At 73.1% G+C, this 24,261-nt stretch carries 23 protein-coding genes; 17 read left to right on the forward strand and 6 right to left on the reverse strand.

All coding sequences use genetic code 11. The features are described 5' to 3' along the window. Positions 1 to 100: 100 nt before the first annotated feature. Both MFF61_RS26870 and MFF61_RS26875 read right to left on the reverse strand, forming a co-directional pair. Positions 101 to 2,461 carry a penicillin acylase family protein gene (locus tag MFF61_RS26870; RefSeq protein WP_238240765.1) on the reverse strand — a complete coding sequence of 787 codons (2,361 nt, stop codon included), beginning with the start codon at positions 2,459 to 2,461 and terminating at the stop codon, positions 101 to 103. Positions 2,462 to 2,815: 354 nt separating this feature from the next. Further along, positions 2,816 to 3,061, reverse strand: a complete 246-nt coding sequence (locus MFF61_RS26875) for a hypothetical protein (RefSeq protein WP_238240766.1) — start codon at positions 3,059 to 3,061, stop codon at positions 2,816 to 2,818. A 152-nt stretch (positions 3,062 to 3,213) separates the two neighbouring features. Here MFF61_RS26875 and MFF61_RS26880 point away from each other — a divergent pair, with 152 nt between their 5' ends. The 7 genes from MFF61_RS26880 to coaE all read left to right on the forward strand — a co-directional run bounded on the left by MFF61_RS26880 (position 3,214) and on the right by coaE (position 10,508). Beyond that, complete coding sequence (locus MFF61_RS26880; protein ID WP_238240767.1) at positions 3,214 to 4,836, forward strand: ABC-F family ATP-binding cassette domain-containing protein; 1,623 nt, start codon at positions 3,214 to 3,216, stop codon at positions 4,834 to 4,836. A gap of 196 nt (positions 4,837 to 5,032) precedes the next feature. Then, positions 5,033 to 6,613 (forward strand): hybrid sensor histidine kinase/response regulator, encoded by a 1,581-nt coding sequence (locus MFF61_RS26885; RefSeq protein WP_238240768.1) that lies wholly within the window; start codon positions 5,033 to 5,035, stop codon positions 6,611 to 6,613. A 466-nt stretch (positions 6,614 to 7,079) separates the two neighbouring features. Then, a complete protein-coding gene (locus tag MFF61_RS26890) occupies positions 7,080 to 7,910 on the forward strand; it encodes a pyruvate, water dikinase regulatory protein (protein WP_238240769.1) in 831 nt (276 codons plus the stop codon). 99 nt (positions 7,911 to 8,009) lie between these two features. Continuing rightward, positions 8,010 to 8,282, forward strand: coding sequence for a hypothetical protein (locus MFF61_RS26895; protein ID WP_238240770.1), 273 nt, complete (start codon positions 8,010 to 8,012; stop codon positions 8,280 to 8,282). Between the two features lie 101 nt (positions 8,283 to 8,383). After that, positions 8,384 to 8,998: a Maf family protein gene (locus MFF61_RS26900; RefSeq protein ID WP_238240771.1), complete on the forward strand. Its 615-nt coding sequence runs from the start codon at positions 8,384 to 8,386 to the stop codon at positions 8,996 to 8,998. A 14-nt stretch (positions 8,999 to 9,012) separates the two neighbouring features. Beyond that, complete coding sequence (locus MFF61_RS26905; RefSeq protein WP_238240772.1) at positions 9,013 to 9,876, forward strand: shikimate dehydrogenase; 864 nt, start codon at positions 9,013 to 9,015, stop codon at positions 9,874 to 9,876. After that, positions 9,873 to 10,508, forward strand: a complete 636-nt coding sequence (gene coaE / locus MFF61_RS26910) for a dephospho-CoA kinase (protein ID WP_283206042.1) — start codon at positions 9,873 to 9,875, stop codon at positions 10,506 to 10,508. The genes MFF61_RS26905 and coaE overlap by 4 nt, the downstream gene beginning before the upstream one ends. Here coaE and MFF61_RS33935 read toward each other — a convergent pair. Together MFF61_RS33935 and dnaQ are read right to left on the reverse strand one after the other, a co-directional pair. Continuing rightward, positions 10,481 to 10,606 (reverse strand): hypothetical protein, encoded by a 126-nt coding sequence (locus MFF61_RS33935; RefSeq protein WP_283206043.1) that lies wholly within the window; start codon positions 10,604 to 10,606, stop codon positions 10,481 to 10,483. The genes coaE and MFF61_RS33935 overlap by 28 nt on opposite strands. 65 nt (positions 10,607 to 10,671) lie before the next feature. Beyond that, positions 10,672 to 11,388 (reverse strand): DNA polymerase III subunit epsilon, encoded by a 717-nt coding sequence (gene dnaQ / locus MFF61_RS26915; RefSeq protein ID WP_238240773.1) that lies wholly within the window; start codon positions 11,386 to 11,388, stop codon positions 10,672 to 10,674. A 136-nt stretch (positions 11,389 to 11,524) separates the two neighbouring features. On the opposite strand from dnaQ, the gene MFF61_RS26920 reads away from it, so the two are divergent. Continuing rightward, positions 11,525 to 12,322: a GPP34 family phosphoprotein gene (locus tag MFF61_RS26920; protein WP_238240774.1), complete on the forward strand. Its 798-nt coding sequence runs from the start codon at positions 11,525 to 11,527 to the stop codon at positions 12,320 to 12,322. 128 nt (positions 12,323 to 12,450) lie between these two features. Here MFF61_RS26920 and MFF61_RS26925 read toward each other — a convergent pair whose 3' ends face one another. Beyond that, positions 12,451 to 13,191 (reverse strand): SDR family NAD(P)-dependent oxidoreductase, encoded by a 741-nt coding sequence (locus MFF61_RS26925; protein ID WP_238240775.1) that lies wholly within the window; start codon positions 13,189 to 13,191, stop codon positions 12,451 to 12,453. Positions 13,192 to 13,408: 217 nt separating this feature from the next. On the opposite strand from MFF61_RS26925, the gene MFF61_RS26930 reads away from it, so the two are divergent. Further along, a complete protein-coding gene (locus MFF61_RS26930; protein WP_238240776.1) occupies positions 13,409 to 14,347 on the forward strand; it encodes an aldo/keto reductase in 939 nt (312 codons plus the stop codon). Next, entirely contained in the window at positions 14,337 to 15,047 is a 711-nt protein-coding gene (locus tag MFF61_RS26935; protein ID WP_238240777.1) for an NADPH-dependent F420 reductase, read from the forward strand. Before MFF61_RS26930 ends, MFF61_RS26935 begins: the two co-directional genes overlap by 11 nt. Positions 15,048 to 15,056: 9 nt before the next feature. On the opposite strand, the gene MFF61_RS26940 is transcribed toward MFF61_RS26935, so the two are convergent. Continuing rightward, positions 15,057 to 16,034: a Bug family tripartite tricarboxylate transporter substrate binding protein gene (locus tag MFF61_RS26940; RefSeq protein ID WP_238240778.1), complete on the reverse strand. Its 978-nt coding sequence runs from the start codon at positions 16,032 to 16,034 to the stop codon at positions 15,057 to 15,059. 244 nt (positions 16,035 to 16,278) lie between these two features. On the opposite strand from MFF61_RS26940, the gene MFF61_RS26945 reads away from it, so the two are divergent. The 7 genes from MFF61_RS26945 to MFF61_RS26975 all read left to right on the forward strand — a co-directional run bounded on the left by MFF61_RS26945 (position 16,279) and on the right by MFF61_RS26975 (position 24,234). Beyond that, a complete protein-coding gene (locus tag MFF61_RS26945; RefSeq protein WP_238240779.1) occupies positions 16,279 to 16,869 on the forward strand; it encodes a tripartite tricarboxylate transporter TctB family protein in 591 nt (196 codons plus the stop codon). Next, positions 16,869 to 18,413: a tripartite tricarboxylate transporter permease gene (locus tag MFF61_RS26950; protein ID WP_238240780.1), complete on the forward strand. Its 1,545-nt coding sequence runs from the start codon at positions 16,869 to 16,871 to the stop codon at positions 18,411 to 18,413. Before MFF61_RS26945 ends, MFF61_RS26950 begins: the two co-directional genes overlap by 1 nt. 123 nt (positions 18,414 to 18,536) lie before the next feature. Continuing rightward, entirely contained in the window at positions 18,537 to 19,922 is a 1,386-nt protein-coding gene (locus tag MFF61_RS26955) for an NTP/NDP exchange transporter (protein WP_238240781.1), read from the forward strand. Next, positions 19,919 to 20,362 carry a response regulator gene (locus tag MFF61_RS26960; protein WP_238240782.1) on the forward strand — a complete coding sequence of 148 codons (444 nt, stop codon included), beginning with the start codon at positions 19,919 to 19,921 and terminating at the stop codon, positions 20,360 to 20,362. The genes MFF61_RS26955 and MFF61_RS26960 overlap by 4 nt, the downstream gene beginning before the upstream one ends. A gap of 135 nt (positions 20,363 to 20,497) precedes the next feature. Then, positions 20,498 to 21,436: a hypothetical protein gene (locus MFF61_RS26965; RefSeq protein ID WP_238240783.1), complete on the forward strand. Its 939-nt coding sequence runs from the start codon at positions 20,498 to 20,500 to the stop codon at positions 21,434 to 21,436. A 16-nt stretch (positions 21,437 to 21,452) separates the two neighbouring features. Continuing rightward, positions 21,453 to 22,604 (forward strand): GNAT family N-acetyltransferase, encoded by a 1,152-nt coding sequence (locus MFF61_RS26970; protein ID WP_238240784.1) that lies wholly within the window; start codon positions 21,453 to 21,455, stop codon positions 22,602 to 22,604. Positions 22,605 to 23,226: 622 nt separating this feature from the next. Then, positions 23,227 to 24,234, forward strand: a complete 1,008-nt coding sequence (locus MFF61_RS26975; RefSeq protein ID WP_238240785.1) for an AAA family ATPase — start codon at positions 23,227 to 23,229, stop codon at positions 24,232 to 24,234. Positions 24,235 to 24,261 lie beyond the last annotated feature (27 nt).

Consider the following 24,261-nt stretch of genomic DNA (forward strand, 5'->3'; position numbering starts at 1 on the left):
ACGCAAAATGCGGGAGAACCGCGAAATCGGGGGAGGATCCCGGGCTTGCCCGGGATCGAGATAAATGCGTCAGCATCTGGGGCGATGGTATGAGGCGGCCTCAGGGGGCGGGGCGCAGGCGGATGATCTGCGCGCTCGCCGCGTCGACCGCCTCGCGCGTGAACAGGAGCGGCACGTAGCCCCGCCGCGCCCAGGTCCCGGCGAGATCGTCGTAGTGCGGCGAGCGCGGATCGCCGGACTGGCCGGGGGCGTTGACGAACACGCTGGCGTCCCAGCCGCCGACATCCACCACCATTCGGAACGAGGCCCCGACGGTCAGGCGGAAGCTGTCGGGCCGGTAGGTGGTGTTCATCACGGTGGCGCCCGAGCCGCCGACCGGCAGCGGGCCGACGTCGCGGCCGACCTCTGCGAGGCCGGAGAGCGGGTGGGCGAACAGGGCATGGTGCAGCCGGCCCCAGGCCCAGGCCGTGGAATCGTCGCCGAGGCGCGCCCGGCAGTCGCGCTCGGCCGCCGCCAGGGTCTCGGCCAGGAGACGGTCGCGGGTCGCCGCGTCGAGGGGCGGGCGCGGCGCCGCCAGCAGGTCGAGAAGCGCCTCCGGGTCGCCGGGGGCGAGCAGCGCGCGCAAGGACGCTGCGGGCGCGAGGTGGCGCAGCAGCGCCGGGCGCAGGTGGTGCATCCACCACACCTCGACGAGGGCGGCAGCCGGGCTGTCCTCGTGCAGGCGTCCGTCGAAGTTCGCGAGCAGGCCGGCGGCCGCTCCCTGCAGCCCGAGCCCGCCGACGAGGCGGGCGAGGCGCGCGGCCGGCAGCGAGAGGTCGTCGCCCTGGAGCGCCATCGAGTCGGCCAGGGTATGGCACGGCTGCGCCGCCAGCACCGTCCCGATGCGGGCCGCGCGCCACGGCTCCAGCCACTCGAAGCCGAGCCGGCGCTCCTGCGCCGGATAGTCCGGCGGCAGGTTCATCTCGTTGGCGGTGGCGACGAAGCCGCGCGCCGGGTCGATCGCACGGGGCAGATCCTCGGCCGGATGGAAGCCGTCCCACTCGTAGGCCCCGTCGCCCGGCACTGGCATCAGCCCGTCGCCCTCCGTCCGCCGCGGCGCCTTGCCGGCCATGAACCACGCGATGCGGCCGTTCACGTCGGCGTAGACTTGGTTCACGGACGGGGCGGACCAGTGCCGCAGCGCCGCCCCGAACGCCTCCGGCGTGTCGGCGTCGAGATAGGCGAGGCTCGCGAGGTAGGCGGCGCTGCCGGGCTCGCTCCAGACGCTGCGCAGCGCGAAGGCCCGCCGCGCCGCGCGGTCCTCCCGGATCACCGGCCCGTGGCGGGTGAAGGCCAGGGACACGGTCTCGTCCGGGCCGCCGCGGACCGGGATCGCCTCGCCGACGCGGCGCATCCGCTCCCAGCCCCCGCCGTAGCGGTAGAGGTCGGGATCGTCCGGATGGGTCTCGTAGACGCAGAGATCCTCCTGGTCGATCGGCGCGATGGTGAGCGAGAAGGCGGCGCGTCCGTTATGCCCGATGGAGATGCCGGGGATCGCCGGTTCGCCCGCCCCGATCACGTCGAGGCCCGGGGCGGTGAGGTGGACGACGTAGCGCAGGGAGGGCAGCCCGTAGGCGCGGTGCGGGTCGCTCGCCAGGATCGGCCGCCCGGTCGCGGTGCGCCCCGGCCCGACGGCCCAGTTGTTCGAGCCCTCCGGCGGCGCGGACGCGGGCGCCGGAGGGGACGGGAGGGGCCCGGTCACCACCTCGCCGTGCTCCGTGACCTTGCACCAGCGCCACGCCTCGGTCCGTCGGGCGGCCAGCCGCTCGGCCGTGAAGCCGACGCCCGCGGTCCCCAGGCGCACCGCGTCGAGGACGTCGGCCGGGATCTCCGCCGGATCGAGGCCTTCGGGGACGCGCAGGCCGTGAGGGGGCGCCAGCACCTTGCGGACGGAGTCGAGGGCGAGCGCCCCTTCGGCCGCCACCCGGGCGCGGGCCACCTCCGAGAGGGCGTTGCGCACGAGCGCGTGGCTGCGGATGCGCACGACATCCTCGGCCCGCCAGCGCTCCGGCCGCGTCCCCATCCGCACGAATTCGGGGGGCAGCCACGCCGGCTCGGCCTCGGTCAGCGTCACGAAGGCGTTCAGGCCGGCGACGAAGGCCTCCACGATCGCCCGTGTCTCGGGATGACCGTAGGCCGCCCACTCGGCCGCCATGTCGCCGCGGTAGAGGAAGAGGCGCGCGGCGCGGTCCTGCGCGAGGTAGCCCGGCCCGAAATCGCCCGCGAGCCGCCCGAGGCCGCGCTTGCGCCAGAGGTCGAGCTGCCAGAGCCGGTCGCGGGCCGCGTTGAAGCCCTGGACCCGGAAGGCATCGAGGCGGGTGCCGGCGCGGATGTGGGCCACGCCCCAGGGGTCGATGCGGATCTCCGCGGGCGCCGTGAGCCCCGGCAGGGTGAGATCGCGGTCGCCGGGCCGTGTCGCCATGCTGTCTCCTCGTCGCGGGCGGCCGCCCCGCCCACCCGTCCGGTGTCGATCGGAACGGCCTCGTCGCGCAGGAGCGCACTCATCCGGACCGGAACGGCCCCGTCAAGCTCCCGGGCCTTGCAGGAACAACAACAACATCACCGAGCGCTGGACGTTCTCGGCCATTCGCGCCAGTCAGGCGTCGCCGCCGATACGCGGCAGGAAGCATGATGGAGGATGGAATACGGTCGAAGGAGCAGAGGGATGGGGCCTCTATGCTGATCAGCGACGGCCTTAACCTTGTGTATGACCGGTTGCCGCTGCAGGCGCGCCGGCCGGCCGGCAGCCTCGGCGGCGCCATCGCGCCGGCCGGCCTCATCCCTCCCGCCGCCCTCCCGCGACGAAATCCTTGATGGCGCCGAGCACCTGCGCGGTGGTCTCCCGCGCGATCGCCAGCGCCTCCTGCGCTTGGTGGTAGGCGTGCCGGGCCGCCTGCAGGTCGCGCGCGTTCGCGGCGGCCGAGGCGGATCGGTAGAGGTCGAGCATCCTGTCGTTGTGCGTCCTGCACGCCTGGGTGACGCGCTCACTCAATTCGACCGCATCGCTGATCCGGTCCTTCATCGCGGCGGCTCCGACCTCACGGCCTGATCGTCGCCGGTGAGGACCGATCTGGCAACTGCCGCCGAGGCGGCCGCGCGGGCAGGGCTGCCCTTCCGCTGGCGCGCCCGATGGCCTAAGGGCGCGTCGAGCCCACCCGACGCCCCCGCGGACGCATGATACGCCTCGACAGAATCAGCAAGCAGAACGGCAAGCAGATCCTCTTCATCGAGGCCTCCGCATCGCTCCAGAGAGGCGAGAAGATCGGGCTCGTCGGCCCGAACGGCGCCGGCAAGACGACGCTCTTCCGCATGATCACCGGCGAGGAGCAGCCCGACGAGGGCCAGGTCGCGACCGATCGCGGCGTCACCATCGGCTACTTCAGCCAGGACGTGGGCGAGATGTCCGGCCGCAGCGTCGTCGCCGAGGTCATGAACGGCGCGGGCGCCGTGAGTGCGGTCGCGGCCGAGCTGCGGTCCCTGGAGACCGCGCTCGCCGACCCGGACCGGGCGGACGAACTCGACGTGCTGGTGGCGCGCTACGGCGAGGTGCAGGCTCGCTTCGAGGAACTCGACGGCTACGCGCTCGAAGGCCGGGCGCAGGAGGTGCTGGCCGGCCTCAGCTTCAGCCCGGAGATGATCGAGGGCGACGTCGGCGCCCTGTCGGGAGGCTGGAAGATGCGGGTGGCGCTCGCCCGCATCCTCCTGATGAACCCGGACGCGATGCTGCTCGACGAGCCGAGCAACCACCTCGACCTCGAGAGCCTGATCTGGCTGGAGGCCTTTCTCAGGAACTACGAGGGCGCGCTGCTGATGACCTCGCACGACCGCGAGTTCATGAACCGCATCGTCGGCAAGGTGGTGGAGATCGACGGCGGCACGCTCACGACCTATTCGGGCGACTACGCCTTCTACGAGCAGCAGCGCGCGCTGAACGAGACCCAGCAGCAGGCGCAGTTCGAGCGCCAGCAGGCGATGCTCGCCAAGGAAATCAAGTTCATCGAGCGCTTCAAGGCGCGCGCCTCGCACGCCGCCCAGGTGCAGAGCCGGGTGAAGAAGCTCGACAAGATCGAGCGCGTGGAGCCGCCGCGCCGGCGGCAGACGGTGGCGTTCGACTTCCAGCCCGCCCCCCGCTCGGGCGACGACGTGGTGAGCCTGAAGGGCGTGCACAAGCGCTACGGCAGCCGGTCGATCTATGCCGGGCTCGACTTCTCGGTGCGCCGCAAGGAGCGCTGGTGCGTGATGGGCGTCAACGGCGCGGGCAAGTCGACGCTGCTGAAGCTCGTGACGGGCGCGACCCGGCCCGACGACGGCACGGTGGCGCTCGGCAGCAGCGTGAAGCTCGGCTACTTCGCCCAGCACGCCATGGATCTCCTCGACGGCGAGCGCACGATCTTCCAGTCCCTGGAGGAGGCCTTCCCGCAGGCCGGACAGGGCTCGTTGCGGGCGCTGGCCGGCTGCTTCGGCTTCTCGGGCGACGACGTCGAGAAACGCTGCCGGGTGCTCTCGGGGGGCGAGAAGGCCAGGCTGGTGATGGCCAGGATGCTCTACGACCCGCCGAACTTCCTGGTGCTGGACGAGCCCACCAACCACCTCGACATGGACACCAAGGCGATGCTGATCACCGCCCTGTCGCGCTACGAGGGCACGATGCTGTTCGTCTCGCACGACCGCCACTTCCTCGCCGCCTTGTCCAACCGCCTGCTCGAACTCACCCCCGAGGGCATCCACCAGTACGGCGGCGGCTACACGGAGTACGTGGCGCGCACCGGCCGGGAGGCGCCCGGCCTGCGCGGCTGAGCGGGGAGGCGGGCGGTGCAACCCGGCGCGCGGCGATGCTTCGGACCGCACTCGCCGTCGTTCCGATTGTGCACGTTCCAGTTGATATTCGCCTCAATTGTGAGTGAGATCGTCCCAACACGGCCGCGGCAGGGCGAAGCCCCCGCGAGGCCGGACAGGCGGTGACCGCACCCGCGCGCCGCCCGGGAGGACGGTGATGCTGGGTGATCTGGGCAGGATCTTCGACGACGGCGGGCTGTCCCCGCGCGGAGCCTGTCTGCTCTGGCGACCGGAGCTGGTCTGGCCCAACGCCCTCTCGGACGCGGTCATCGGGCTGTGCCTCGTCTCGATCCTGGTCGCGCTCGCGATCCTGACGGCCAGGCGCCGGGACATCGGCGTCCGGGGGACGCCGGCCGGACTCGCGGCCTTCCTCCTCGCCGCCGCCATCACGCAGTTCCTGGCGGTCTGGGGCCTGTGGGAGCCCGGCCAGGGGCTCGAGACCGCCGCCAGGGCCGTGACCGCGGCCGCGGCGGTCCTTGCCGCCGCGCTGCTCTGGCGGCGCCTGCCTCTCGCGGTCGCGCTGCCCTCCCCGACGGACTGGCGGCAACTCCGCCGCGACCTCGCCGCCCGCACCCGGGAGCGGGATGCCGCAGTGGCGGCGAGCGCGGCCGAGCGCGCCGCCAAGAGTGCCTTCCTGGCCCGGATGAGCCACGAGATCCGCACCTCCCTCAGCAGCATCCTCGGCTACACGGATCTTCTGCTCGACGCCGGGATCCGCACGCCGGAGGAGCAGCGCCGGCTCGACCTGATCCACGCCTCCGGCTCCTCGCTGCTCGCGGTGCTCGACGGCCTTCTGGACATCGCGACGATCGAGGCCGGGCCGCTCGTGCTGAACCCGGTCGCCTTCTCGCCGCGCCGCCTCGCGGAGACCTGTGCCGCCACGGTGCGGCCGGCCGCCGAGGACCTCGGCACGGCGGTGAGCGTGGCCGTCGATCCGGGGGTGCCGTCGCGCCTGCGCGGGGACGAGGCGCGGATCGGCCGGGTGCTCCTCAACCTCCTCACCAACGCGATCAGGGCGGCCGGGACGGGCACCGTGACGGTGCATCTGCGGGCCGAGGAGGAGGCCGGCCGCACGTGGCTGCGCGTCGCGGTCCGGGATTCGGGGCCGGGGATCCCGCGCGCGCAGCAGGACCGCCTGCGCGAGGCGCTCGCCCGCGCCGATGCGGTCCGGCCCGTCGGCGGCAGCGGCCTCGGCCTCGCCCTCTGCCGCCGGCTGGTCGCGCTCATGGACGGGGAGATCGGCTTCGAGAGCTTCGAGGGCCACGGCTCGACCTTCTGGGTCCGCCTGCCCCTGGAGCGGGTTCCGGACGAGCCGCCCGGGCCGGTCCGCCCGGGCGTCGAGGACATCTCCGCGGCCCCGCGCATCCTGCTCGTCGAGGACATGCCGGCGAACCAGGAGCTGGTGCGCCTGATCCTGGAGGAGGAAGGCTTCGTGGTCGACACCGCCGCCGACGGCGCCGAGGCCGTGGCGAAGATCCGCACCGCCCCCTACCGGCTCGTCCTGATGGACGCGCAGATGCCGACGATGGACGGGCTCACGGCGACCCGCCGGATCCGCTCGCTGGAGGGCGCCGCCGGACGCGTGCCGATCGTTGCCATGACGGCGAACGTCATGCCCGACCAGCTCGACACCTACCGCGAGGCGGGCATGGACGACGTGATCGCCAAGCCGTTCCGGCGCGCGCAGCTCATGGGTGTGATCGCCCACTGGACGCTGATCGAGGCGGACGGCGGCTGAGTGCCGGCCTCCCGCACACCGGTTCGCCCGCGATCCGCCCCGGCCGTCCGGATCGGGCGCATCCCGTCCCGCGCCCAAAGATAAGGAAGGAAAGATTCTTGGAGTCTGTTTTTTCTTCTGGAGGGCCGAATCCCGAGGCTGCAGACGCGTCCACAGCCCGTCCCCATCGCCGCGGCGTTAAGAGGGCTTTAACGGGTTCGCTCTAGTTTCGGGTTTCAGCCTGGGGGGGAAGCGTTTGACGCGCAGTCCCGCGCCAGGCCGGCGGTCGCGTCCCGGATTCTCCCACCCGGCCCGGGCCGGCATCGCGCGCCCGCATGCCTGTTGACGGCGGAGTCGATGAACCGGCCCGCCCCGGTGCCTGGACCTCCTGCGCCGGCAAGGTTATCCCCATTCGTCGACTCCTCAGGGGCGCCCGCAGTGGACAAGCCCTCCGGGGTCCGCAGGTCGGCCTGGCCGGGGAGCCATCGTGGTCCGCAGCTACTTCCACCTCCATCTCGTCTCGGATTCGACGGGCGAGACCCTGATCAATGTCGGCCGCGCCGCCGCCGCGCAGTACGAGGGCGTCTCGGCGATCGAGCACGTCTATCCGCTCGTCCGCTCCTCGGCGCAGCTCGAACGGGTGATCAGCGAGATCGAGCAGGCGCCCGGCATCGTGCTCTACACCCTGGTCGAGCAGGACCTCACCGAGCGCCTGGAGGTGGCCTGCCGGGCCACCGGCTCGCCCGCCCTCTCGGTGCTCCAGCCGGTGCACAGCCTGCTGCAATCCTACCTCGGCGCGCATTCCACCGCCCGGCCGGGGGCGCAGCACATGCTGAACGCCGAGTATTTCAAGCGTATCGACGCGATGAACTTCACCCTCGCCCACGACGACGGCAACCTGCCGCTCGATCTCGACGAGGCGGACGTGATCCTGCTCGGCGTCAGCCGCTCGTCGAAGACCCCGACCTCGATCTACCTCGCCAACCGCGGCCTCAAGACCGCGAACATTCCCCTGGTGCCCGGCATGCCGCTGCCGCCCGCGCTGGAGCGCGCGCGCAAGCCCCTCATCGTCGGCCTGCTCGCCTCGCCGGAGCGGATCGTGCAGATCCGCCAGAACCGCCTGCTCAGCCTCAAGGCCGACGATTCCTCCTCCTACGTCGACCGCGAGGCGGTGGCCAACGAGGTCGCGGCCTCGCGCAAGCTCTTCGCCAAGCACCGCTGGCCGGTGATCGACGTCACCCGCCGCTCCATCGAGGAGACCGCCGCGGCAATCGTCGAGCTGCATCGCGAGCATCGCCTCAAGTTCATCGCCGTCTGAGCCTGGCGTGACGGCCGGTCTGTCCCGAGGCGGTTGCCTTCGGGTGGCCATCTTCGGCCTGTTCCGTCGCGGTGACCCACTGCACGGGATCGTCGCGCGATGACCGTCCTCTCCGGCACCCTGTTCTCCCCTGCCATCCTCACCTCCGGCCGCGCCGGCTGCCCGGCGCAGCTGCGCAGCGTCGAGGAGGCCCGCGCCTTCGTGGAGCGCGAGCGGCTCCCGGTGGTGCGCTCGGGCTACCACTGGCTCGACGTCCACCAGCGCCTCACCCGCGCGCAGGCGACCCGGGCGGCGCCCGACGTGGCGGCGGCCCGCGCGGCGCTGGCCGCGGCCCTGGCGCGCGACGGCGAGACGGGCTCGCGCGCGGCCTGACCGGGGCGCTGGGGCGAGGTCCTGGGCGAGCCCCGCCCCGGCCTTGCGAAACCCGCCGAAACGGGCATTGGTGCGGGCATGGCCCAGCCCCGGTCCGCCACATGACCGCTTCGCTCTGGCGCGCCCCGGCGCCGCTGCTCCTCGCCTCGGCGAGCCCGACCCGGCGCGCCCTCCTCGAAGCCGCGGGCCTGCCCGTCGAGACGCGCTCGCCCGGCATCGACGAGCGCGCCCTGGAGGCGGAGCGGCCGGGCGACGGGCCGCAGGACCTCGCCCGGCGGCTCGCGACCGCGAAGGCCCTGGCGGTCGCCGCCGCATCCCCCGACCGGGTGGTGGTCGGCGCCGATCAGGTGCTCGACCTCGACGGCGAGGTGTTCCACAAGCCGGCGGATCTGCGCGGGGCGCGAGACCATCTGGCCCGGCTCCAGGGCCGCACCCACGCGCTCCATGCGGCGGTGGCCGTGGCCGTGGGCGGGCGTCTCGCCGACGCGTTCGTCGAGACCGCCCGGCTCGCCATGCGCCCGCTCGACGGGGCCGCCATCGACACCTACCTCGCGGTGGCGGGGGCGCGGGTGCTGGGCAGCGTCGGCGCCTACCAGCTCGAAGGACCCGGCATCCACCTGTTCGCCCGCATCGAGGGCGACCACACGACGATCCTGGGCCTGCCGCTCCTCCCGCTCCTGGCGCGCCTGCGCGCGCGCGACCTCCTGGCCTTCTGACGACCGGACCTCCCATGACCTCCCCGCGCAAGGCCTTCGTGGTCGGGCATCCCATCGCGCATTCGCGCTCGCCGCTGATCCACGGCCACTGGCTGTCGGCCCACGGCCTGCCCGGCTCCTACGAGCGCATCGACGTCGGGCCCGAGGCCTTCCCGGCCTTCCTGGCGGGTCTGCGCGAGGCCGGCTTCGTCGGCGGCAACGTGACGATCCCGCACAAGGAGGCGGCCTATCGCCTCGTCGACATCCGCACGCCCCGGGCCGAGCGGATCGGCGCCGTGAACACCCTCAGCCTCGACGAGGCCGGCCGGCTCGTCGGCGACAACACCGACGCGACGGGCTTCGTCGCCCATCTCGACGCCACGCTCGGCGCGGACTGGCTCGACACGACCGGCATCGCGGCGGGGCGCCCCGCGCTGCTCCTCGGGGCGGGCGGGGCGGCGCGCGCCATCGCGGTGGGGCTGCTCGACCGCGGCGTGCCGCGGCTCCTGATCGCCAACCGCACGGCAGCGCGCGCCGAGGCGCTGCGCGCCCTCGACCCGCACCGCATCGGGACCCTGGCCGCCGCGGAGGTGCCCGGCCGCCTCGCCGAGGTCGGTCTCCTCGTCAACACCACCTCGCTCGGCATGGCCGCGGCGCCCGGCCTGCCGGCCGATCCCGCCCCGCTGCCGCCCGAGGCGGCCGTGGCCGACATCGTCTACGTGCCCCTCGACACGCCGCTCCTCGCGGCGGCCCGCGCCCGGGACCTGCGGACCGTGGACGGGCTCGGCATGCTGCTGCACCAGGCGGTGCCGGGCTTCGCCCGCTGGTTCGGGGTGACGCCGCAGGTGACCCCGGCGCTGCGCGCGCTGATCGTCGCCGACATCGAGGGACGGCGGTGAGCCGGCCCGTCATCCTCGGCCTCACCGGCTCGATCGGCATGGGCAAGAGCGCCACCGCGGCGATGTTCCGCGCCCGCGGCGTGCCGGTGCACGACGCCGATGCCTGCGTGCACGCCCTCTACGGCCCCGGGGGAGCCGCGGCGGCGCGGATCGGGGCGGCCTTCCCGGGCACGCTCACCCCCGACGGCGCGGTCGACCGCGACCGCCTGCGCGCCGCGGTGATCGGGGATCCCGCACGCCTGACGCGGCTGGAAGGGCTGGTTCACCCGCTGGTGCGCGAGGCGGAACAGGCCTTCCTCGCCGCCCACGCGGACGCGCCCCTGGTGGTGCTCGACGTGCCGCTGCTGTTCGAGACCGGCGGCGAGGCGCGCTGCGACGCGGTCGCGGTCGTCACGGCCCCGCCCGAGGTGCAGCGCGCCCGCGTGCTGGCCCGGCCCGGCATGACCGAGGCGACCTTCGCGGCGATCCTCGCCAAGCAGATGCCCGACGCCGAGAAGCGCCGGCGGGCGGACGCGCTGATCGAGACCGGCTTCGGCTTCCCGCACGCCGAGGCGCAGGTGGAGGCGCTGATCGCCGCGGCCCGGCGCGGCGATCTGTCGGGGGCTCAGCGTGGCGAGAAGCCGATCGCGTAGAGCACCAGCGCGACGACGATCACCAGAAGGGCGATCCCGAGGAGCGCCGGCCGCACGGTGTTGGTGGTTCTCTCGGGCTTGTGGCTGGGCGGGGCCATCGCGGATCTCCGGAAGAGGGACCGGCCCAACGCCCCGCGCCTCCCGCAGGTTCGAGCGTCGCCGCTCAGCCGGCCGCCTCGTCCGAGACGTAGTCGCGCCAGATCGCGGAGGCGCCGAGGCTCGCCGTGAAGGCCGCGTGCGCGGCCCGCTCGGCCTCGGTGAGGCGGCTCCTCACCGCGCGCTCTCCGAGCGCCGCGGGGACGGCGTGGCTCGCGACCCGCACCGGGCCGGCGCTCTCCAGCGTGAGCCCCAGGCTGGTCTGCTTGCCGCCGAGCAGCTCGATATAGACCTCGGCCAGGATCTGCGCGTCGAGGAGCGCGCCGTGCTTGACGCGCTTGGTGTTGTCGATGCCGTAGCGGGCGCAGAGCGCGTCGAGGTTGTTGGCCGCGCCCGGATGCTTGCGGCGGGCGAGCGCCAGCGTGTCGACGACGCCTGCGAGGTCGATCGCGGGCGGGGCCGCCTCGCCGAGCCGGGCGTACTCGGCGTTGAGGAAGCCCACGTCGAAGGCCGCGTTGTGGATCACCAGGGTCGCGTCGCCGCAGAAGGCGAGGAGGTCCGGCAGCACCGCGGCGAAGACCGGCTTGTCGGCCAGGAACGCGTCCGAGAGCCCGTGCACCGCGAAGGCTCCCTGCGACACCGCCCGCTGCGGGTTGATGTAGCGGTGGAACTCGCGGCCGGTGGGGATGTGGTTGAGCAGTTCGATGCCGCCGATCTCGATCAGCCGGTCGGTCTTGGCATCCGTGCCCGTGGTCTCGGTGTCGAGGACGATCTCGCGCAGCACGCCGGCGGCTCTCCTGGCGGTTGAAGGCGGGCGGATCCCGCTCAAGTCTCGTAGGATGGCAATCGTTAACCCGCCCTGAGCCTAGGATGAAGGGCGCGGGGCCCGCTTGTCCCCTGCGCCGTGCCGAGCCCGTGCCATGCCTCCCGCTCCGACCCTTTCCGCCGCGGAAGCCCTGGTGCTCCTCGACCCCGACGGGGCCCGGGGCAGCGAGGCGCTCAAGCTGACCCTGATGTCGCTGATCCTGCAGGGCTCCATCCGGATCGTCCCGGCGCCGCCGGGCTGGTTCGGCGGGCGGCGCCCTCCCAACCTCGTCGCGACCGGGCGGCCTGAGCCGAGCCTCCCAGTCCCGGCCGCGGCGGCGATGCGGTTCGTGCACGCGGCGCAGGGCCGCCAGGGAAGCCTGCGGGAGGTGGTGCGCCTCGCGCGCCGCGATCACGGCGCGAACCTCGCGGGCTTCGTCAAGGATCTGGTGCGGCCCCGCCTCGTGCGCCGGGGCCTTCTGGAGGCCTGCCGCACGCGCGTGCTGTTCGTGCCGGTGGAGCGCTTCCGGACCACGCCGGCGGGCGAGGCCGAGCGGCAGCGCCTCACCGGGCTAATGGCGCGGGCGGCCGACATCCCGGTCTGGCTCGACCGCGACCCGGCCCAGGCCGCCGCCCTCGCGGCGGCCCTCGGCGGCGCGATCCTGCTCGTGCCGGGGCTGCAGCCGCATTTCGAGCGCATCGCCGGCGTCCTGCGGGCGCACCGGGATGCGGGCGGCGACGGCGGGTCGGGCGGCACAGGCGACGAGGCCGCAGGCCGGGACGTCGACCTCGCGGGCGTCGATGCCGATCTGTGGGACGCCTTCGACGGGCTCGACGCCTTCGACGCCGGGTTCGACAGCGCCGCGGATGGAGGCGGTGACGGCGGAGGCGACGGCGGCGGGGGCGGCGACTGACGCCCCATACCGGCGGTCAATGGACATGACCGACGGTTCGGTTCTCGATCTGTCGCCGAATCTCTGATGGCGTCGAAACATCGAGATGCCTCGACGGCCCGATGCGTCGGCATCCCTGGCCGTCGGTCTCAGAACGGCTCCCGGAACGGCCGCAGGTCGATCTCCTGCGTCCAGGCGGAGCGGTGCTGGCGGTGGAGCTGCCAGTAGGACTCGGCGATGGCCTCGACCGACAACAGCCCGTCCTCGCCGCGGGCTTCGGCCAGGGCGGGGGCGCGGGTGAGCAGGCGCTCCCCCGCGATGCCCCCGTCGATCACCACGTGGGCGACGTGCAGGCCCTGCGGGCCGAACTCGCGCGCCATGCTCTGGGCCACCATGCGCAGGCCCGCCTTTGCGGCTGCGAAGTGGGCGTAGCCGGGCTTGCCGCGCAGGCTCGCCGAGGCGCCCGTGAACAGGATCGTGCCGCGCCCGAGCGGGGCCATGAGGCGCGCGGCCTCGCGGCCGACGAGGAAGCCCGCGAGGCAGCCGACCCGCCAAAAATCCTCGAACTCGGCCGCGGCGACGTCGAGGATGTCGATGCGGCGGTTGTTGCCGGCGTTGAACGCCACGAGATCCGCGGGCTCCCGTCCGGGGCCGGGTGCCGCCGCGCGGGCGAACAGCCGCGCCACCTCCGCCTCGACGGTGGCGTCGGTGGGCACCGCCTCGGCGCTCCCGCCCGCGGCGGCGAGGCCCGCCGCGATGCCCGCGATGCGCGCCTGCGTGCGGCCGGCGACCAGGACGTGGTGGCCGGCGCGCGCGAAGCGGCGGCAGAGGGCGGCGCCGAGGCCCTGCTCGGCCCCGACTCCCACGACGACGGCGGTGGGCATGGACATGCGCCTCTCCCGGTTCTCCCGCCGCATCGGTCGCCGGCAGGGCCGGCGGGTCGCGCACCGATGCGACGTCCCTGCGATCGGAGCAGATCGGTCCGGTCGCGCCACGATTTATGCGAGCGAGATAGCGCCTCAAGCAGATTTGTCCGCGATGCGCCGTTTCGCGGCCGGGGGCTGCCCTAGATCGGTCCTGCCGCATGAAACCGGGAGGAGACCGCCGATGAGTTTGACCCGCCGCGCCGTCCTGGCCGGAGCGACGGCCGCGTCGCTCCTTCCCCTGGCCGGCCGCGCCCAAGCCCAGAGCGCTCAAGCCCAGAGCCCCCAGGCGTCGGACCTGCTGCGGCGCCCGATCCCCTCCTCGGGCGAGCCGGTGCCGGTGATCGGGATCGGCACCTCGCGCCGCTACAACGTCGAGCCCGGATCGGAGGGATTTCCCCCCTTGCGCGAGGCGGTGGTGCGTTTCCTCGATCTCGGCGGGCGGGTCATCGACACCGCGCCCGATTACGGCCGCGCCGAGGAGGTGATGGGCGCGATCATGGCCGAGGGCGACCTGCGCCAGCGGGCCTTCCTCTGCACCAAGGTGGCGGCGCAGGGGCGGGAGGCCGGTCAGGCGCAGATCGCGCAGTCCTTCCGCCGCCTGCGCACCGACCTCATCGACCTGATCGCGGTCCACAACCTCATCGACACGGACACGCAGCTCGCCGAGCTCAAGGCGCTGAAGGAGGCCGGGCGCATCCGCTACCTCGGCGCCACCACCTGGGTCGAGCGCCAGTACGGCGACCTCGAAGCCCTGATGCGGCGCGAGCGCCTCGACGTGATCCAGGTGAACTACGCCATCGACGCCCGCGAGGCCGCCGCCCGCATCCTGCCGCTCGCGCGCGACCGCGGCACGGCCGTGATGGTCAACGTGCCGTTCGGGCGCGAGCGCCTGTTCAACCTCGTGAAGGGCAAGGAGCTGCCCCCCTTCGCGGCGGAGTTCGACTGCGCGACCTGGCCGCAATTCTTCCTGAAATACGTCCTCTCGCACGAGGCCGTGACCTGCCCGGTCCCCGGCATGGCCCAGCGCCGCTACGTCGAGGACAACCTCGGGGCCGCCCGCGGGCGCCTGCCCGACGCCGCGCAGCGCCGCAAGATGGAGGAGTGGATCGATGGCCTCTGATCTCACCCGCCGCACCCTGCTGGCGGCCGGCGCCGCGCTCGCGCTGCCCGCCCGCGCCCAACCCTCCGACAGGATCCCGGTCGGGGTGATCGGCGCGGGCAACATCGGCAGCACCATCGGGGGGCTGTGGGTGAAGGCCGGGCATCCGGTGCTGTTCGCGTCCCGCCATCCGGAGGAACTCGCCGGGCTCGTCGCGGGGCTGGGGCCTCTCGCCAGGGCCGGCAGCGTCGCCGAGGCGCTGGCCTTCGGCGAGGCGGTGCTGATCGCGGTGCCCTACAGGGCCTATCCGGAGATCGGACGCGAGCACGCGGCCGCGCTCAAGGGGAAGATCGTGCTCGATGCCGGCAACGCCACGAAGGCCCGCGACGGCGACCTCGCGGCGGAGGCGGAGGCCGCCGGCATCGGCGCGGTCTCGGCCAAGTACCTGCCCGGGGCGCGCCTCGTGCGGGTGTTCAACGCGGCCAATTACCGGGTCTTCCAGAAGAACGCCCACCGCGAGGGCGCCCGCATGGCGGTGCCGCTCGCGGGCGACGATCCCGGGGCGGTCGCGGTGGCGGAGGGGCTGGTGCGCGACGCCGGCTTCGATCCGGTCGTGGTCGGGCCGCTCGACGCGGCGCGCCGCTTCGCCATGGGCAGCCCCGGCTTCGGCCTCGACGTCACGGCGCCCGAGGCGCGCAAGGCCTTCGGGCTGGCGCCGTGACGGGGTCGGTCAATCCAGCTTCGCGCCCGAGAACTCGACCACCTTCTTCCACTTCTCGGTCTCGTCGACGATGACCTTGCCGAACGCCTCGGGCGTGAGGCGCAGCGGCGTGCCGCCGAGGTTGGCGAGTTTCCTGGCCGTCTCCTGATCGGTCAGAACCTCGTTGATCTCCCGGTTCAGGCGCGCGATCAGCTCGGGCGGGGTGCGCTTGGGCGCGCCGACCCCGAACCACGCGCTCGCCTCGTAGCCCGGCACGGTCTCGGCGACGGTCGGCACGTCTGGAAGCGCCGGGGAGCGCTCGGCCGTGGTGACGGCCAGCGCCCGCAGGCCCCCCGCGCGGACGTGCTCGATCGAGGAGGGCAGGTTGTCGAACAGCACGTGGGCCTGCCCCGAGAGCATGTCGGTCAGCGCCGGGCCCGCCCCGCGGTAGGGCACGTGCACCATGTCGACCCCGGTCATCTTCTTGAACAGCTCCCCGGACATGTGCACCGAGGTGCCGAGGCCCGAGGAGGCCATGTTCACCTTGCCGGGATTGGCCTTGCAGTAGGCGATGAACTCCGCGACCGTCTTCACCGGCAGGCTCGGCGTCACCTCCATGATGTTGGGCGAGCGCGTGATGCCCGCCACCGGGGCGATGTCATCGACGAAATTGAAGTTCAGCTTCTTGTAGAGCGTCGCGTTGATGCCGTTCGCCGGGTTGACGAGCAGGATCGTGTAGCCGTCGGGATCGGCCTTCACCACGGCGTCGGTGCCGATGTTGTTGCCGGCCCCGGGCCGGTTCTCGATGTAGACCTGCTGGCCGAGGCGGCGGCTGAGCGGCTCGGCGATGAGGCGGGCCAGGACGTCGGTGGTGCCGCCCGGCGGATAGCCGACCACCCAGCGGATCGGCCGCGTCGGGTAGCCCTGCTGGGCGAGCAGGCCGGGGCTCGCCAGGGGCGCGAGCGCCGCGGCGCCGAGCAGCGAACGTCGTGACAGTCCGGACGTCATGCAGGTCTCCTCCCTCGGCCGGCCATCGTGTCCGTGGCCCGTTACCGGTGACGCATCTTAGGCAGAAACCCAGGGGCATGGCGAGACGAAGACGGCCGAACCGCTTGATCGGCCGCCGAAGCATCGTGCACAACGTCGGCAAGGCGGGATCCGGAACCATCGGCCCGACAGCCAGGGAGGACGCGCCATTCCGGCCAGTTCCGACACTCATGCGCGCGGGCCGATCCGCGGTCCGCGCAGCCTCGTGGGCGGCCTGATCCTCGTCGGGCTCGCGGCGCTCGCGCTCTATCTCACCGCCGACCTGAGCCAGGGCACCCTGCGCAGCATGGGGCCGGGCATGGTGCCGCGCGCGCTGGCGGTCGGGCTCGGCCTGTGCGGCCTCGCCCTCGTGGGCGCCGGCCTCGTGCGGCCCGGCCACCCGCTGGAACGCTTCTCCCTGCGCGGCCCCGTGGTGATCCTGCTGGCGATCGCCGCCTTCGCGCTCACCATCCGGCCCTTCGCGCTCGGCGGGATCACCACGCCCGGGCTCGGCCTGCTCGGCGCCGGCCCGCTCACCGTGCTGATCGGCGGCTACGCCACGGCGGAGGCGCGGCTGCGCGAATTGCTGGCCCTCGGGTTCGGCCTCACCGCCTTCGCCATGCTGCTGTTCGGCGATCTCCTCAACCTGCCGATCCCGATGTTCCCGGAGGCCTATGCGGCCCTGTTCCCGACCGGCTGGTCGCAGGACGGGCGCCTGCGGGCCACCGCCGGGCTCCTGGGCGGGGCCGCCCTCGCGCTGCTGCTCGTCGGGCCGCGCCGGCCCGTGGCCCAGCCCGACGTCGCCGGGGGCGCCTGATGGGTGATCTCCTCGGCAATCTCGCGCTGGGCTTCGGCACCGTCCTGCAGGTCGTGCCCGTGGAGCTGCCCGGCCTCGGCCCCGTGCCGCTGCCGATGAACGTCGTGCTCTGCTTCATCGGCTGCCTCGTCGGCACCCTGATCGGGGTTCTGCCCGGGGTCGGGCCGGTCGCGACGATCGCGATGCTCCTGCCCATCACCTTCAAGTTCGATCCCACCGGCGCGCTCATCATGCTGGCGGGCATCTATTACGGGGCGCAGTACGGCGGCTCGACCACGGCGATCCTCGTCAACATCCCGGGCGAGGCGACCTCCGTCGTCACCACGCTCGACGGCCACCAGATGGCCCGCCAGGGCCGCGCCGGAGTGGCGCTCGGCATCGCGGCGATCGGCTCCTTCGTGGCGGGCTGCGTCGCTACCGTAATGATCGCGGCTTTGGGCGCGCCGCTCACCCGCCTCGCCCTGGTGTTCGGGCCGGCGGAGTACTTCTCGCTCATGGTCATGGGGCTCGTCTTCGCGGTCGTGCTCGCCCGCGGCTCGATCCTCAAGGCCGTGGCGATGATCCTGCTCGGCGTCCTGCTCTCGACGGTCGGGGCCGACCTGGAGACCGGCCAGGAGCGCATGACCTTCGGACTGCCGTTCCTCTCCGACGGGATCGACTTCCCGGTGCTGGCGATGGGCCTGTTCGGCATCGCCGAGATCCTGCGCAACCTCGACCACACCGAGGCCCGCGACGTGGTCCGGCAGGCGATCGGGCGGCTGCTCCCGGGCCGCGACGACCTGCGCCAGTCGGGCCTGCCGATCCTGCGCGGCACCGCGATCGGCGCGGTGCTCGGCATCCTGCCGGGCAACGGCGCCGTGCTCGGCCCCTTCGCCTCCTACACGCTGGAGAAGCGGCTCGCGCGCGATCCCTCCCGCTTCGGCAGCGGCGCCATCGAGGGCGTGGCCGGGCCGGAGAGCGCCAACAACGCCGGGGCGCAGACCTCGTTCATCCCCCTCCTCACCCTCGGCATCCCGCCGAACGCCGTGATGGCGCTGATGGTGGGCGCCATGACGATCCACGGCATCGTCCCGGGGCCGCAGGTGATGACCAAGAACGCCGGCCTGTTCTGGGGCATGATCGCCTCGATGTGGGTCGGCAACGTCATGCTGCTCATCATCAACCTGCCGCTGATCGGGCTCTGGGTGCGCCTCCTGAAGGTGCCCTACCGGCTGATGTTCCCGGCGATCCTGCTCCTGTGCTGCGTCGGAATCTACTCCATCAACTCGCTGCCGACCGACATCCTGTTCATCGGCCTGTTCGGCGCGGTGGGCTACGTGCTGATCCGGCTCGACTTCGAGCCCGCGCCGCTCCTGCTCGGCTTCGTGCTCGGCAAGCTGATGGAGGAGAACCTGCGCCGGGCGCTCATCATCTCGCGCGGGGAGATGAGCACCTTCATCGACCGGCCGATCTCGGCGGGCCTGCTGCTCGTCGCGGTGGTGCTGCTCGTCGTCGCCCTGCTGCCGTCGATCCGCCGCAGCCGCGACGAGGTCTTCGTCGAGTAGCGGTCGCGGCACGGTGATCGGCAGGCCGGGCCGTGCGTCTTGCGGGCGACGCGCGCCTCCGCCAAGCACGCACCGCGGAAGGCCCGTGGCACGGGTCCGGCCGCGGAGCGCGAGGAGTGGCGGATGAGCGAGAGTGAGGCCATTCCGGCCGCGCGGGGCGCCGGGCTGCGGGTCCCGGACTGGCTGCGGCGCCTGATCGACGTGCGGCCCGAGGAGGTGCCGGCGCTCGGCTGGTCCTGGCTCTACATCTTCTCGATCCTGTCGTCGTACTACGTGATGCGGCCGATCCGCGACCAGATGGGGCTCGCGGGCGGGCTGGAGAACCTGCCCTGGCTGTTCACCGCGACGCTCGTCGGCATGCTCCTCATCAACCTGCCGTTCGGCTGGCTGGTGCGCACCCTGCCGCGGGCCCGCTTCGTACCCCTCACCTACCGCTTCTTCTCGGCCAACATCCTGCTGTTCGCGGGCGCCATCGCGCTCTCGGACGGCGAGCAGACGGTGTGGATCGGCCGGGCCTTCTTCGTCTGGCTCTCGATCTTCAACCTGTTCGTGGTCTCGATCTTCTGGGCCACCATCGTCGACGTGTTCGACACCGAGCAGGGCAAGCGGCTGTTCGGCTTCATCGCGGCGGGCGCGACGCTCGGCGCCATCACCGGCTCGGCCTTCACGGCGGTGCTGGCGCGGGACGTGGCCACCGGTGTGCTCCTCGTCGCGGCGGCCCTCCTCTTGGAGGTCGCGGTGTTCAGCATGCGCGGGCTGGCCCGGCTCTCGGACGCGCTGCGGCGCGAGCCGGGGGCGAGCACGCAGGCGATCGGCGGCAGCGTGGTGGCGGGCATCACCCACACCCTGAGGTCGCCCTACCTCCTCGCCATCAGCCTGTTCCTGGTGCTGTTCTCCATCACCTCGACCTTCCTGTATTTCGAGCAGGCGGCGATCGCCAAGCGCAGCTTCCCCGACCGGGGCGCCCAGACGGCGTTCTTCGCCAGCGTCGACCTCGCCGTGAACGTGCTGACGCTCGGGGTGCAGCTCTTCCTCACCGGGCGGATCGTGCGCGTGCTCGGCGTCGGCCTCACCCTGGCGATCCTGCCGCTCGTGAGCGTGCTCGGCTTCGGGCTGCTCGCGGCCACGCCGACCATCGCGGCCGTGGTGGTGTTCGGGGTGCTGCGCCGGGCCGGCAACTTCGCCATCGCGCGGCCCGTGCGCGAGGTGCTGTTCACGGTGCTGGCGCGGGAGGACCGCTACAAGGCCAAGAGCTTCATCGACACGGTGATGTACCGCCTCGGCGATCAGGTGGGCGCGTGGTCCTATGCGCTCGCCGGATTCCTCGGCCTCGGTCCCACGGCGTTGCCGGTCCTCGCGGTGCCGCTCTCCGTCGTGTGGCTCCTCAACGCCCTCTGGCTCGGCCGCCGTCAGGAGGCCCTGGCGAAGGCCGCGGCGGCACGGGACGGCGGCTCGCCCGCCGGATCGCGCGGAACCTCGGCCGCGCCGGGCGGTTGGCCTGCCGCATGAGCACGCCCTCGCCCGACGCCGCCGACCGCACGATCCTCATCGTCGAGGACGAGGTGCTGATCCGCCTCGTCATCGCCGATTACCTGCGCGACTGCGGCTACCGGGTGCACGAGGCCTCGCAGGCCGACGAGGCGGTGACGATCCTCAACACCCCGGGCCTGCACATCGATGTGGTCTTCTCCGACGTCGAGATGCCCAAGGGCTCGATGGACGGGTTCGGCCTCGCCCGGTGGGTGCGCACCCATCATCCGGGCATCCCGGTGATCCTCACCTCCGGCGCGGCCCGCTCCGCCGAGATCGCCGCGGATCTGTGCGAGACCGGGCCGCTCCTGGGCAAGCCCTACGAGCCCGTCCACGTCGCCGGCCGCATCCGGCGCCTGCTGGCGCAGCGGCCGGGCCCGGGGGCCGCCGGATCCGAGCCCGCGGCGCGCTGCGCCTGAGGCCCGTCCGCACTCCACCCCAAGCGACAGTAAAGGTTACGGGCATCATCATGGGGGCTGCCGAAGGTCGGCCCTGGATGAGGCGCGTCCGTCCTCCTACCCTCCGGCAGACGATCGGGGCAGGAGGATCGGGGCATGGCTGGCGTTCTCGCCGACTGGACGGAGGAGGAGAGGACTGCGTTCGGATCCCGGCCCCTGCGGCTCGGCCATAGCCTCTCGGGTTCGCCCCTGTTCGACGACGACGCCCTGGAGCAGCTCATCGACGCGACCCCGCGCGACCGCGTCCAGGTCGGCACCATGCACCGTACCGCGCGCGATCCGGCTTCCTGGCGGGAGGGCGACCTCGGATCCCTGGGCGGCCGGGCGGTTCTCGACGCGGTGCGCCGCGGGTTCATCTGGGTGCATCTGCGGCGGGTCCACGAGACCGATGCGCGCTATCGCGCCCTGATGGCGGACATCTTCGCCGAGTGGGAGCGGCGGCTGCCGGGCTTGCGCACCTACCGGCACTCCATGAGCGTGCTCGTCTCCTCGCCCGGCATGAACGTCGCCTACCATGTCGACGTACCGGGCCAGAGCCTGTGGCAGGTGCGGGGCGAGAAGCGGGTCTGGATCTATCCGCCCCGCCCGCCCTTCCTGCCTCAGGCGGCGCTGGAGGACATCATCCTGAAGCGGGCCGCCGACACCGCGCTCGCCTACGAGGACGGCTTCGACGACCATGCCGCCTGCCTCGACCTCGCGCCCGGCACGATAGCGACGTGGCCGCTGAACGCCCCGCACCGGGTCGTGAACGGCGGCGGCCTCAGCGTCTCCTTCACGCTGGAACACTGGACCGATGCCCTGCGCGCGGCCTACGCGGTGAACTACGCGAACGGGCTGATCCGCCGTGCGACCGGGCGCGACGCCGTCCTCTCGCAGGCCTCCCTCGGACCCGGCGCCTGGGCCAAGCTCGCGCTCGCGGGCCTGCACAAGCTCCTCGCCTCGACCCCTCCGCACCCGGCGCGGTCGAGCTTCCGGGTCGATCCCGCCGCGGCCGAGGGGATCCGCGACACCGCGCCCGGCGCGCGCGCGGTCTAGGCGGGGCTTGAGGCCGATGGCCGCCGGGGCGATGCCCGAGATCGCGATCCTCGACAGTCTCGAGGCGATCGACGCCTGCGCGCAGGACTGGCGCGCGCTCCAAGCGCGCACGCCCGAGGCGACGGGTTTCCAATCCTACGCGTGGTGCCGGACATGGGTCGCGGCCTGCCGGCAGCGGGGCCATGCGGCGACACCGCGCGTGATCGCGCTGCGCGTGGCCGGCCGTCTGGTGATGCTGTGGCCCCTGATGGTCGAGCGTCGCTTCGGCGCCCGGATCGCCCGCTGGATCGGCGAGCCGATCACCCCCTACGGTGACGTGCTGGCCGAACCGGGCCCCCAGCGCGAGGTGTGGATCGCCCGGGCCGCCGCCGTCATGCGGGGCTGGGACGACGTCGATCTCGTCCATCTCGGGCGGCTGCGCGACGACGGCGTGCTGGCGCGGAGCGGGGCGGCCCCCGGGGTGCCGGCCGGCGCGGCCGCGATGGCGCCGCAGGTGCCGCTGCCGCGGCGCGACCCGCCCTGCACCAAGTCGCGGCGGCGTCGCCTGCGCCTGCTGGCCCGGGACTTCGCCGACGACGGACCGCCGCAGGTGGAAGCGGTGCCGGCCGGTGCCGCGGCCCGCGACGCGGTCCGCGCCGCGCTCGGTCTCAAGGCGGCATGGCTGGCCCAGCGCGGGCTCGTGAGTGCAGGGTTGTCCCATCCGGTGGTGGCGCCCTTCCTGGAGGAGGCCGCGGCGGCGGGCGATCTCGCCGTGCACCGCCTGCGGGTCGGCCCGCGGGCGATCGCGTACGATCTCGGCCTGTCGGCCGGGCCGGTCTACCGCTCGCTGGTGGGCAGCTTCGATCCGGCCTATGCCCGCTACGCCCCCGGCCATGCCATGACGGCGGCCCTGCTGCATCACCTGTCCGGCCAGGGGGCCGCCCTCTACGACTTCCTGCCGCCCGACGACACCTACAAGACCCGCTGGGCCACCGGGCGGATGCCGGTGCGCGGCCGCGTCCTGGTGCTGACGGCCCGCGGCCGGGCCGCCGCTTTCGCGCTCGTCACCCTGCGCGGTGTGGCCAAGCGGCTCTACAGGCGGCTGCCGGGCGGCCTGCGGCGGCTGACCGCGCGCCGCCGGCCGGCCGCACGCGTCGCGCCGTCCGGGCTCGTCATACCGGCGTCCTGACGGGCCTGCGTCGGCGAGGCGCCCTGATGGTGAGGCGACGGCGATCGAGGAACATCGTCGGTGAGGTGAAGGCATTAATAAGCTGGCAAATCAAAATCCTATAGCCGTGCACAGATCTAGCGCTTGAGGGCACTGGACGATCCCGCCGGCAGCAGGCCCGTCAGTGCGCGAAGCATCGTCGTGACCACAAGAATTGCCGATCTCTCAATATCTTATGACCGCAGCAAGGTGATGCGCGGACTCCCCTCTCCCGGGTGGGAGAGGGGCAGGGGTGAGGGTGGGACGCTGCCGCAAGCAGACTCGACGAGGCCCGCTGCCAGCACCGAGGCTTTCGGCTGAATCGGACCCGTCCCGCTCCCCTCACTACGCTCGCCTCTTCACACTGAAGCGTCACATCCTCACGCGGGCGAGGGCCCATGCGGGATCTTCGATCCCCTGCCCCTCTCCCATCCGGGAGAGGGTGCTGCTCGGGCGCTTCTCCCGTTGGACCCCTGTCGGGATTGACGCTCGATTCAAGCTGCGGCCACATCGCCTGCGAGCGGGACACACCAGAAGCCCCGCCCGAGGAGACGCCGACGATGGTGTGGTGCGCGGTGCAGACGAAGCCGAGAGTCCGGGCGTGATGAGAACCGCGGATCTCGCAGAACCGCCGACGGGTGCGGGGCCGTCCGACGACGCCCTGCGCGCCCGGGTGCTGCGGCTGCGCGACGGGCTCGCCGAGGGGCTGATCGGCTGTTCCGGTCTCGTGGAGCGGCTGCTCATCGGCCTGCTGACCGGCGGCCACCTGCTGATCGAGGGAGCACCGGGACTCGCCAAGACCCGGGCGGTGAAGCGGCTCGCGGAGGGGCTCCACACGGGCTTCGCGCGCGTGCAGTGCACCCCCGACCTGATGCCCGCCGACCTCACCGGCACCACGGTCTGGCGGCCGGATGGCGGCCGGTTCGAGTTCCTGGCCGGCCCGCTCTTCCACTCGCTGGTGCTCGTGGACGAGATCAACCGCGCGCCGCCGAAGGTGCAGTCGGCCCTGCTCGAAGCCATGGCCGAGCATCAGGTGACCATCGCCGGCACCACGCACCCCCTGCCCGACCCCTTCATGGTGGTGGCGACCCAGAACCCGATCGAGCACGCGGGCACCTACCCGCTGCCGGAGGCGCAGCTCGACCGCTTCCTGCTCCACGTCGTGGTGGAGATGCCCGACGAGGCGTCCGAGCGGCGCATCCTCGACCTCGTGGAGGGCGAGATGAACGAGGAGGCCGCCCCGATGCCGCTGCGGCTCACCGCCGAGGATCTGCGGGCGGCCCGCGCCGCGGCCCTCAGGACCTACGTCTCCCCGGCCCTCAAGGATTACCTCGTGCGGCTCGTGGCGGGCACCCGCAACGACACCACGGCGCCGGATCTGCGTGCCGCGATCGAGCACCCGGTCTCGCCGCGCGGCACGCTGGCCCTGATGCTGGCCGGCAAGGCCCGGGCCTACCTGCACGGGCGCGACCACGTGGTGCCGGAGGACGTGACCGCGCTCGCGGCGGACGCGCTCTCGCACCGTCTCGCCGTCACGTGGCGGGCCGCGGCCGAGGGGCGGACCGCGCGCCACCTCGTGGCCGGCCTGCTCGAGCGGGTCCGGCCGCTCTGAGCCGCGCCGTGGCACGCCCCGCTCCAT

The sequence above is a fragment of the Methylobacterium isbiliense genome (assembly GCF_022179325.1).
Classification (GTDB): domain Bacteria; phylum Pseudomonadota; class Alphaproteobacteria; order Rhizobiales; family Beijerinckiaceae; genus Methylobacterium; species Methylobacterium isbiliense.